The following is a 9735-nucleotide window of genomic DNA, read 5'->3' as shown; positions in this document are numbered from 1 at the left end:
CGTTCCCCGCACCTCCACCCGGGCCCCCAGGAACTCAACCGTAACAGCGGCAGCTTCCGACGATCCGGACGGCGCGGCAGCCGCCGATGGCGACGATTCCGACACCAACGGCACGAACGACAGTGCACCCGCCGCAGCTGGCAGCACGAGTTGACCTAAACGCGCCCGGCGCCGCCAGTCATGCACCTGCTGTGGTCGGCAGCCATGCCGGCGTGCAATATCTGTTACGACCGCGTCCGGCTCAAGGCTTTCCGCGACAATTCGGGCCTTCAAATCATCCGGCCACTGCTTACGGCCTACTCCAGCATACACTTCGACGGAGACAGCGGTCGTCTGTCCGAATGGTCGTCCATTGTGAGCACCCTTGCCCAGGATGACTCTTCTAACGGTGCTGCTAGGACTGCGCACAAACAATCTGAAGGGCCTCAGCTCTACGCTTACGCTCAGATTCGACGCGACCTTGGTAATTTGTCCACTGGGATCGCCGCCGTGCCACGTCGGGACGATCGCGTTCGCCAGCCACCACGCTTTTTTTGAAGCTGAACTTCTCGGCATGCACGAAGTCCCACACCGAGTGATAGTCGACCTTCAGGCCACGCCCGGCAAGCTCGGCAACGAGCCCGCGTATGGTGAAGTCGCCGTCCTTGATCCGTTGCGACAGCCAGACCGCGTGGTCACCCGAAACTGCCTTCGGCTTGTGACCGCCCATCTGGCCAGGAGCAACGCTGCCGGTCTCATCAACCCGCTTCATCCAGGCGATCGCTGTGCTGATCGCCACTCCAAACTGCTTGGCGGCCTGATTGCGGGACATTCCGCCCTCAATCGCCGCCACCACCCGCTTGCGCAGATCGAGAGAGTAAGGCTTGCCCATCCATGCTGGCCTCCGCCCAGCCCGCATGGTGAATCAGAGACACACTGATTTGGGAATCTGGAGGGTTCTGTGAGGTCGCGCTCACGCGCTGGCGCGGCATGCGCAGTTACGCGACCTCATTGAAGCCGGATTGAACGAAGGCGCGGGCGGGTATGCGCGGTTTTGCAGCTATGGGGATTGTTGGAGATCGCAAGGCCCGGTCTGCCGGCTCGGCACGTGAGGCAGAGCTGCGAGATGTGTGCATCGGGGAACAGTTGAGATCAGGCGCGCTTTGCCGGAGATCGCGACAGGCGTTTTGCTGCATCGGACGGTTGTTGTCGCGCCGTATGGCAGCACGGATTCGACAGCGTCCGCGATGATAGAGACGCTGGGAGCGGAATGACGAATGGCGATCGTTGTGCACGGCATGACTTGGCTCACGATGTATCGCACCGGAACGGGGATGTTTGAGGACTGGAGCCGTTGAAGCTGTGTCGAAAGCGCTCGACGATGCGCATGACGCCACCACACTCAGGACAGGCGGGAGCCTTGGGCCACGTCAGAGCGTCCGACTCCGCAGGCGACGGCTCGCCATCGTTTGGCGCTGTCCGCTCACGATCGAGAAGTTTGCGGCAAAGGGCGAGTTTGGCAGCGCGATGGCTGTCCGCCATGAAGCCGAAGTGGCGGATGCGATGGAAGCCATCGGGCAGCGTGTGAAGAAGGAAGCGGCGGATGAACTCGTCGGCCTTGAGCTTCATGATCTTTGTCGTGCCGTTCTGGCGGTAGTCCTTCCAGGTAAAGGCGACGTGATCCTCGTCGGGGGCTACGAGCCGGCTGTTGGCTATTGCAACGCGATGGGTATAGCGGCCGAGATAGGCCAGCACCTGCGCGGGGCCGCCGAACGGCCGTTTGGCGTAGACGACCCAGCTGATGCGCCGCATGGCGACGAGGTGGGCTGTGAAGGCAGCAGGCTCGGCGAGGGATGCGAGATCGCCGAAGAAGTTCAGGATGCCGGTGTCGAAGGCAGCGGTCAGACGTTCGAGGAACAGGCGTCTGAACAGCCGGGCGAGCGGTTTGACGGCCAGGAAGAAGTTTGGTCGGCTGGCGATCAAGCGCGGCGCGCTATCGGGCGAGAGGCCGCCGCCCGGCACGACACAGTGGACGTGGGGATGGTGCGTCAGCGCCTGCCCCCGCGGCGGCTTTGAACAGGATCGCATAAACGATGGCCTTGTTCTGAAAGGCGATCGCGGCGATCGGAGCCGGCAGTGTGAAGACGACGTGGAAATAGGGAACCGGCAGCAGGTCGGCTTCTCCCGCAGCGAGCCACGCGGCCCGTTGGCCCCTGACACTTCGGACAGTGCCGGTTGCGACAGGTAATGGGCGACACCCATTACCTGTCTTATGGGCAAAGCCGGTAATGGGGAGCTGGCGGCAACTTGATCGCGCTCCTGCACTAATCACCGCCAACCCCGCTCTCCATTACGAGGTACGCCTGAGGAGTTCGATCAGCTTGTCGGTGGGCTGGAAGACGCCGCGCCGCAGGTGGGGCGGCACGATCGCCTCCATCGCATCGAGCTTCTCGGTCGGACCGCCGCGCGTGTAGACCTCGGTGGTCGTCAGCGTGGCGTGGCCCAGCCATAGCGACACCTTCCGGATGTCCCCGGTCGCTTGCAGGACGACCATCGCGCAGGTGTGCCTGAGCACATGGGGCGAGACGCGTTTCTTGGCGAGACCGGGCTGCTTGCGAGCCGCAGTCGCGGCGTGCTGCCTGAGCAGATAGGCAAAGCCCCATCGGCTCAGCGGCTCACCACGGTCGTTGACGAACACCTCAGGTGTCGCGACCTGCCCACAGATGGCGAGCCAGGCGCGCAGTGCAGCGGCCGCCGGCTTCCACAACGGCAGGGTCCGCTCCCGCCGTCCCTTGCCGAGCACGAGGATGCTCATCGACGGCAGGTCGATATCATCGACCTTGAGGCCCGTCAGCTCGGAGACGCGCAGCCCTGCGCAGACGGCCACGTGCAGCATTGCGCGATCGCGGATGCCATCGCGGGTCGCCGGATCGGGAGCGTCGAGCACGGCTTGGAGCTCTTCGCGCAGAAGGTAGGGCACCAGGCGCGTGTCAGTTTTCTTGAACGGGATCGCCAGTACACGGCGGATCTGCTCGAGCGCTGCCGGCTGCCGGTACTCGAGGAAGCGGAAGAACGACTTGATCGCCGCCAGGCGAACGTTGCGCGTCACGGCCGCGTTTTTGCGCTCGTCCTCAAGATGCTCGAGGAAGGCGTTGACGAGCCCGGCATCGATCTGCTCGAGCGTCAGCGCCGATGGTTTGACCTTGAGCCGGTCGGCGGCGAACACGAACAGCAGCTGGAAGCTCGAGGCATAGGAGTCGCTCGTGTGCCGGCTGGCGCCCCGCTGGCAAGCTAGTGTGTCGCGCAGGAACGTCTCGATGAGGGGAGCGATCGGCGTCATGCTGACCTCCCTTCGGACACGAACGCTTCGCCGGCCGTGGCGACATCGCGCAAGAGGTCGGGCGTGGCCTCGAGATACCAGTAGGTCGCGTAGATGTTGACGTGACCCATGTAAGTCGCGAGTGCCGCCATGTGCGCCCCGCAGCGGCCTCGGCCGGTAGGGCTGCCTTGCAGCGCGCGCACCGCAAACGTGTGCCGCAGATCGTGCAGGCGAGGACGGTGAGCCGACCTCGATCTGATGCCAGCCTTGTCGACGAGCCTGTCGAAGGTCTCCTTGACGGCAATGTAGCGCAGCGGCCGCCCGCTTGTCGATGAACATCGGATCATCGTCCGCGCCGGGCTCACGACGTGCCAGGTATCGCTGCAAGCCGGCGGCTGCCGTGTCGTGCAGCGGCACCAGTCGCGTCTTGCGGAACTTGGTCTCGCGGATCAGCAGACCGTCGCGGGTCACGTCAGCGATCGTCAGCTTCAGGGCTTCGGAGATCCTGAGCCCGGTGGCTGAGAGCAGCGCGATCAAGGTCGCTTGCGTGTGCGGGCGCAAGCCGCACATTGGCCGAAGCCGCAGCGCAACTTCAACCAGCCGACTCATCTCGTCTGCCGTGTAGATGTGCGGCGTGCGACGCTTCTTGCGGGCGCCGAAGTGATTTGCCGGCGGCAGCTCGTGCCCGACGTCCTCCACCCGGACGTGGCGTACGAAGCGACAGACGGCTCTGAGCCGTGCATCGCGTTGCGCGACGGATGGTCCGAGCGCGACCCAGTCGATCGCTGTTTTTTGGTCTCGACGTACGTTTGTCCGCGCTCGGCCGCGAAGGCCGCAAAGCTCTTCAGCAGGTACTCCGCGGTCGACATCGCGAAGCCCGTGGCGCGGCGGAGCGCGAGATAGGTCTCGATGGCGTCGAGCATCAGAGCGCCTCCGGCCAGGGCTGAGCAACCTGCTTCAGCAGCGCGACGTCGGCCTTTGCGCAATAGGCCGTCGTGTCGATGCCGGCGATGCCGAAGGACGAGTCCGAATTTGTCGAACGGCACGCCATGGCGCAGCATCTCGGTCGCCGCGGTGTGCCGCAGAGCGTGGCCCCCTTTGACCGGCGCCACGATGTCGGCCCGCTTCATGATGCGCTTCACCACCGACGAGATGCCGTCGCCTCGTCGGAATGGGGCACGGCGCGATCGTACGCAGGAACAAGAGATCGCTCCGGCGGGTAGACGGCCGGCATTCGAGGTAGGCGGCGATCGCATCCCCGCGTCTTGCGGCAGCGGCAGCCGGACCTCGTAGCGCGACTTGCCGCAGACCCGCAGCGACCCTGTTTGCCACTCGATATCGGTGAGGCGCAGTTGCGCCACGTCACCGGCCCGCAGGCCGAGGCGCGCCAACAAAAGAACGATCGCACGATCACGCCGGCGCGCGCCGGCGTCGCCGTCACAGGCAGCGATCAGCCGGTCGACCTGCTCGGTCGACAGATACCGGGGCATGTCGGCAAGCTGCCAATGAGCTAGGCCGGAACGGCGCCGTCGAGACCTGCCTGACAACGGCCTGCGACTGCGAGATACCGCAGGAAAGCCCGCAGGCTCGTCGTCATCTTCTCGATCGTGCCACTCCCGCTATTGCTCGCGCGCTCCAGGAAGTAGCTGCGGACATCGTTCGGCCTCCAGCCGGCCGGGTCAGATCGAAGCTCCATCATCAGGCCCGCGGCGTCGCGGGCGTAGAGCCTGACGGCGGGATCGGATGCGCCGCGATGCTTGCGCAGCCACGTCTTGAAGTCGGCGACCAGCTGCGGCTCGGCGGATGCTGCCCCCACGGCCGCGGACCGGCAAACGCCGAGCTCGACGAGGTGCCGACGAAAGAGCCTGGCCCCGTAGATGGTGTGGTGGTTGCGCCGGCCGCCTTTGGCGCGTGGACACCGGCAGGTGCGCAGGTGCTCGCCGAACGCGGCGAGATCAACGTCCGTTAGGCCCGCGCCTTGCTCGGTCATGACATGGCCGATGTGAGCCGCCGCTCGCAAATAGCGTACCGCTGTCTCGGGACCATAGCCTTGCTGCTCCAGTGCCGCTGCAAACCGTCAAGGTAAGGCCCGCTCGGCCCGCTGCACAAATGCCCCAGCATCTTCGCCGCCGAAAAGTACGTTTCCAACATGTTCGTCCCCGTATGTGACCGGCCATCGGTGGCCGACCCGACGGGGCCGCACGGGCGACTTGTAATGGAGAGCTCGAGAGCGGCAATACACAGGAAAATACGGTGATTGCGATTGCCAGCTGCCCATTACCGGCTTTGCCCATAAGACAGGAATTATAGGCGACGCGTCTCGTGCCGCAGTCGTCGCAAGCCTCCATGTGGGCCGCCGAGCGCCTCGGTCCGGCACGCCACGATCGCGCTCATCACGCGCCGCTCGACCCGACCGAGATGACCGGCATGTACACGGCGACAGGTGTCGCCATGCCGGCGCAGAATATCGGCAATCTCGATGGCGGGCCTGTTGGCGCGGCTGTCGGGGCGGATCATCACCCGCATCCCGCCGCGGATCATCCAGGTGGCGTCACCTCCAGCGACAGGCGATCGAGCGGGCTCTGCGTCGCCCGGATCGTATCGGTGGCGACCTGCGTGTAGCGCGCTGTCGACGACAAATTATTGTGCTCGAGCAAGACCTGGATGATCCGGATATCGGTTCCGTTCTCGAGAAGATGCGTCGCGAAGCTGTGGCGCAGCGTGTGGAGCGTGACGCGCTTGGTCAGGCCCGCAGCCTTCACCGCCGACCGACAGGCGGCGTGCAACACGGTCTGATCGATCGGATGCTCTTCGTCACGACCAGGGAACAGATAAAGCCGCGGCCGCGCGAGCCGCCAGTAGGTGCGCAGGATGCCCAGCAGCTGGGGCGACAGCATCACGTTGCGATCCTTCGCGCCCCTTGCCGTGGCGCACCTGGATGACGCCGCGCTGTCGATGTCTTCGATCCGCAGTCCCGCGACCTCGGAGGCCCTGAGCCCGGCCGCATAGGCGGTGGTGAGCGCGGCGCGGCTCTTCAGGCTGGACACGGCCTCGAGGAACTGAACCACTTCGTCGGCGCTGAGAACGACCGGCAGCTTGCGCGGTTCTCGCGCACAGGGAATGTGCTCCGGGATGAGCGCCTCACCGAGCGTGACGCCGTAGAAAAACCGTAGCGCACAGACGATCTGGTTCAGCGCCGGCCATGAGATGCCGGTCGAGACCAGATGCACCTGGAAGGCGCGGACGTCTTCCAGCTCTAACCGGTCAGGCGATCGGCCGAAATGGCGGCTGAACTTCGAAACCACGCCGATGTAGGATCACTGCGTCGCCGGCGACAGATTGCGGACGGTCATGTCTTCGATCATGCGGCGGCGAAGAGGGCTCAAATCGGCCATCTCGATACTCCTGTCTGAGGGGGAGGGCTCTAACGCCCACATCCTCTCAGCCAAGAGGCGATCTACACCACAGGGCTAGGGGACGCGCCCGACAACTACGCCCGCCCCGAGCGTCGCACAGCAATCGATGAAGGAGTACGCAGTACCGCGAGCACCTGCGGTAAACTGACGCGGACTTGCGAAGCGGTCGGCCTTGGCGGTGATAGATTGAAGAAGACGATTGCGAAAATTAAAGAACAGCGCAAAATCTGACGCGCCGCGCACACCCAGATCTCATGGTTGAGACTCAACGCCGTATTTTGTCCCGCTTCATGCAGGCTCCTTTGTAGCATATCTGGTCAGGTTCCTTGCTCGGGCCGTCACAATACTGATCGATGCTGTCTCGACACGGCCATTGGGACGCTTCGCTGCCTCGGCCCTGGAGCCGTTTTAGTCCTAGCAACTGGTCGGTACACAAGCCAGACAAGGCCATTCGCCGACGTCGCAGCGTGGCCAAAGCTAGTCGCGTTGATCGACCGTGAGCTACCGCCGATCAGTACTGCTTCGCAATTGTGATCGGCATTCGACCGAAAAGCCTCCGTTTCTTAATGCTGCGCGTGCGCTGCGGCGAGTCCCTCGGACTGATCGCGGCCCAAGCGCGGCAGTCATCTCCCTGAGCCGACGACACGAAGCAAATCTCCTAGCGTGTGCTGCAGGCACCCTGTAGTGACTGAGGCATCAGTGATCAGCCGAAGACGTCCAGCGCGTGGGAGTTCACGGGAGCTCTTCAATTTAGCTCAGTCGCTGGGCTCGAAGCGGTGCTTATAGGTAGCCAGCAGATGGCGGGTTGGCATAGCGGTTGACCTGTCCTGCGGCTGTTTGGCTGAATGATAGCAACCGCCGCCATCTTCCTCAATGCAATGTATCCTGATATAGCCCGCCTGCATTTGCTGATCAGGCCTACGGTACGTTTGATTGATGGTCAGGACGTCGAGTAGTATGATGATGCTGGGCTGCAATGGAGATGACGGGTGTGCCGGCAAAGAAGCAAACGAATTTAGAAAGCGTGGTAATTCGATGTGGAAACAAAGCGGACGTGGCGCAGATCGCAACGATCCATGTTGCGAGTTGGCGTGATACTTACGCACGTATTCTTGACCCGAAATTCCTAAGTGACGAGATCGAAGCGTGCCAATTTGCACTTTGGTCGGCACGACTGTGTGATCGGGGCGTGAATCAGCTGGTCGACGTCGCTCTTGGCACAAGTGGGCGAATTTTGGGATTTATCTGTTGCTATCGCGAATTCTCCCCCGTTTGGGGGAGCCTTGTTGACAACCTTCACGTTGTCGCCGAGGCTCGCGCTCAAGGCATAGGCGAAAAGCTCTTCCGTTCTGTTGTTGGTCAACTCTCGGAAACCAACTCCAAGTTGGGCCTCTATCTGTGGGTCTTCGAAGCAAATGAGGCCGGTCTCCGCTTCTATAAGAGGCTTGGGGGTCGCGTAGTCGAGAAGCGCGGTGCTGAGCTTCCGGCAGCTCGTGGAAAAGCCGTCCTGCGGGTGCATTGGGCCACACTGAGCCAGATTGGCTAAATAGAGTCGGCGGATTGCAAGTCCTCTGGCGCGGCTCCAGCCAATTCTCGTGCAGCAGTGGACGAGGACACAGCGCGGCGGCTCAATCTGCTGCTGAAACTCTTCATCTGGCCGCTCTGGCCGACCGCGTTGTGGCCATTTGCCTGGCACAACTGGGGATTTTGTGATCCGGAGTCAATGGAAAGCACCCGCAAAGATGCGGTGATCGGCACGCCTCCTTGGCACAGCGTTCGCCTTACCGCTTGAGCGCTCGGTGTTGGCCAAACGTCCCAAACAGCACCATTCCCAAAACGGTGCGACCGGCTCAACTGGGCGCGATGAGGTGGAACGGCGCCGATACCTACTTGATGTTCTTGCAGTCACGGCAAGTATACTTCTCCTGGACATGCTCGATCACCCTCTAGGATGCGGGATGACCTCCAGCGTTTTGGAGAACGGCGCACCGATTCAGCAGGCGCACGAGATAGGTCCTGGTACGGTCACGCGCTCGCGGGCAGACGATCCGGGGATGGCCGCCGGTGAATAAATCATGCCACCGTTGTCGCATGCTCGGGTTTAGCGGCGGCGATTTCGCCGGTGAGTTACTCCAGCATCAATTAGTTGATCCGGCAGCCGGGTGGCACCTCCGAGCGAGAGTCATTAGAATGACGGTTCAGCTTCTCGATCTGCTTCAGATGAGCGATCAGCGCCTGGTCGTCGGTCGTCGGAGTGTCGGGCGCAAACAATGGCGAGTACGGCGCGCGCGGCAAGCAGCGCCGCATGCAACGCGACTTCTTCCGCGGGCGCCTCGCAAAACTGTCTGCCATGCCCGGATGGAATCACAAGAGCCGAGATTTGGCGATTTGGCCTGGGATGTTGCAATCTCGCGGAATTTTTGCGCAATCTGTCCCGCGCTCTGTGGTCCCCAACTGTGTTGAGGTGACAGCACGCGTCCACGGTGGGAGGCCAGATTGCCAGGTCCAGCCGCTTGGCCTGGAACGACACTCCAAACCCCGTCGTGCCAAGCGCCTCGATCAGCTTGCCTGCGCGACTTTGCCGGCAAACGATCCTGCCCGAAACCTCCTGCATCAGCAACGCAGGCCCTGGTGCGACGGTCGCGATCCAGGGTCTCGCGCCTGCCGCTATTGGGACTATGCTGCTCCGGAAGGTCCAACACCCGAGACGACGCGGCCATATCAACGCTGGCGTCCACGATCACTTGTGACCTTGCCGACGACAATCTCGATTCGCCAGTTCGCCGGCGCCGCCAGAGCGGTCGATGAGATGGAGGTCGGTCTGGCATCACCACCGCCGGCGCAAAGCCGGCCAACCGAGGCCCTTCACCACCGTTCGCCCGCGCCCCAAATGATCGCGGCCAACTCACGGGCAACGAGCGCAAAAGTAAGCGCTTAGCCGGAACCCTTGCTTCGGGATATGGATAACTATGCGAAGAAGCCTCCGGCTTGGACGGAGGTTTGTGATGGGATTGGACAGCG

At 63.0% G+C, this 9735-nt stretch carries 6 protein-coding genes and 5 pseudogenes; 2 read left to right on the top strand and 9 right to left on the bottom strand.

Translation table 11 applies throughout. The annotated features are described in order from the left end of the window. From ABIB91_RS41440 to ABIB91_RS41400, 9 genes and pseudogenes are all read right to left on the bottom strand, one after another. Nucleotides 1–555, bottom strand: a 555-nt coding sequence (locus ABIB91_RS41440; RefSeq protein WP_354172912.1) for a transposase, incomplete at its 3' end; no start/stop codon positions are given. Then, nucleotides 440–871: pseudogene (locus tag ABIB91_RS41435) on the bottom strand (IS630 transposase-related protein); the annotation flags it as partial. The pseudogene ABIB91_RS41435 and the gene ABIB91_RS41440, both read right to left, overlap by 116 nt. Nucleotides 872–1287: 416 nt before the next feature. After that, nucleotides 1288–2225, bottom strand: a pseudogene (locus tag ABIB91_RS41430) (IS91 family transposase); the annotation flags it as partial. Between the two features lie 104 nt (nt 2226–2329). After that, nucleotides 2330–3319 (bottom strand): tyrosine-type recombinase/integrase, encoded by a 990-nt coding sequence (locus ABIB91_RS41425; protein ID WP_354172913.1) that lies wholly within the window; start codon nt 3317–3319, stop codon nt 2330–2332. Further along, nucleotides 3316–3868: pseudogene (locus ABIB91_RS41420) on the bottom strand (tyrosine-type recombinase/integrase). Before ABIB91_RS41420 ends, ABIB91_RS41425 begins: the two are co-directional and overlap by 4 nt. A gap of 35 nt (nt 3869–3903) precedes the next feature. Further along, nucleotides 3904–4788 carry a tyrosine-type recombinase/integrase gene (locus ABIB91_RS41415; protein WP_354172915.1) on the bottom strand — a complete coding sequence of 295 codons (885 nt, stop codon included), beginning with the start codon at nt 4786–4788 and terminating at the stop codon, nt 3904–3906. A gap of 20 nt (nt 4789–4808) precedes the next feature. Next, on the bottom strand, nt 4809–5288 hold the full coding sequence (locus ABIB91_RS41410; RefSeq protein WP_354172917.1) for a site-specific integrase: 480 nt from the start codon (nt 5286–5288) through the stop codon (nt 4809–4811). 307 nt (nt 5289–5595) lie between these two features. Continuing rightward, nucleotides 5596–5815: pseudogene (locus ABIB91_RS41405) on the bottom strand (transposase zinc-binding domain-containing protein); the annotation flags it as partial. 20 nt (nt 5816–5835) lie between these two features. Next, a pseudogene (locus ABIB91_RS41400) lies at nt 5836–6693 on the bottom strand (site-specific integrase). 997 nt (nt 6694–7690) lie between these two features. Between ABIB91_RS41400 and ABIB91_RS41395 the strand changes: the two are divergent. Together ABIB91_RS41395 and ABIB91_RS41390 are read left to right on the top strand one after the other, a co-directional pair. Continuing rightward, nucleotides 7691–8260 (top strand): GNAT family N-acetyltransferase, encoded by a 570-nt coding sequence (locus ABIB91_RS41395; protein WP_354172921.1) that lies wholly within the window; start codon nt 7691–7693, stop codon nt 8258–8260. A gap of 57 nt (nt 8261–8317) precedes the next feature. Then, nucleotides 8318–8506: a hypothetical protein gene (locus ABIB91_RS41390; RefSeq protein ID WP_354172923.1), complete on the top strand. Its 189-nt coding sequence runs from the start codon at nt 8318–8320 to the stop codon at nt 8504–8506. Nucleotides 8507–9735 lie beyond the last annotated feature (1229 nt).

Origin of the sequence: Bradyrhizobium sp. JR4.3 (genome assembly GCF_040547695.1) — a bacterium.
GTDB lineage: Bacteria > Pseudomonadota > Alphaproteobacteria > Rhizobiales > Xanthobacteraceae > Bradyrhizobium > Bradyrhizobium canariense.
Note: the sequence above shows the minus strand (reverse complement) of the source record. Positions and strands in the feature narration are given on the sequence as shown.

What these genes read in the sequence shown, in the direction of transcription:
- ABIB91_RS41425 (WP_354172913.1), bottom strand. Translation starts at nt 3,319, where the DNA reads ATGACGCCGATCGCTCCCCTCATCGAGACGTTCCTGCGCGACACACTA.
- ABIB91_RS41415 (WP_354172915.1), bottom strand. Translation starts at nt 4,788, where the DNA reads ATGCCCCGGTATCTGTCGACCGAGCAGGTCGACCGGCTGATCGCTGCC.
- ABIB91_RS41410 (WP_354172917.1), bottom strand. Translation starts at nt 5,288, where the DNA reads ATGACCGAGCAAGGCGCGGGCCTAACGGACGTTGATCTCGCCGCGTTC.
- ABIB91_RS41395 (WP_354172921.1), top strand. Translation starts at nt 7,691, where the DNA reads ATGGAGATGACGGGTGTGCCGGCAAAGAAGCAAACGAATTTAGAAAGC.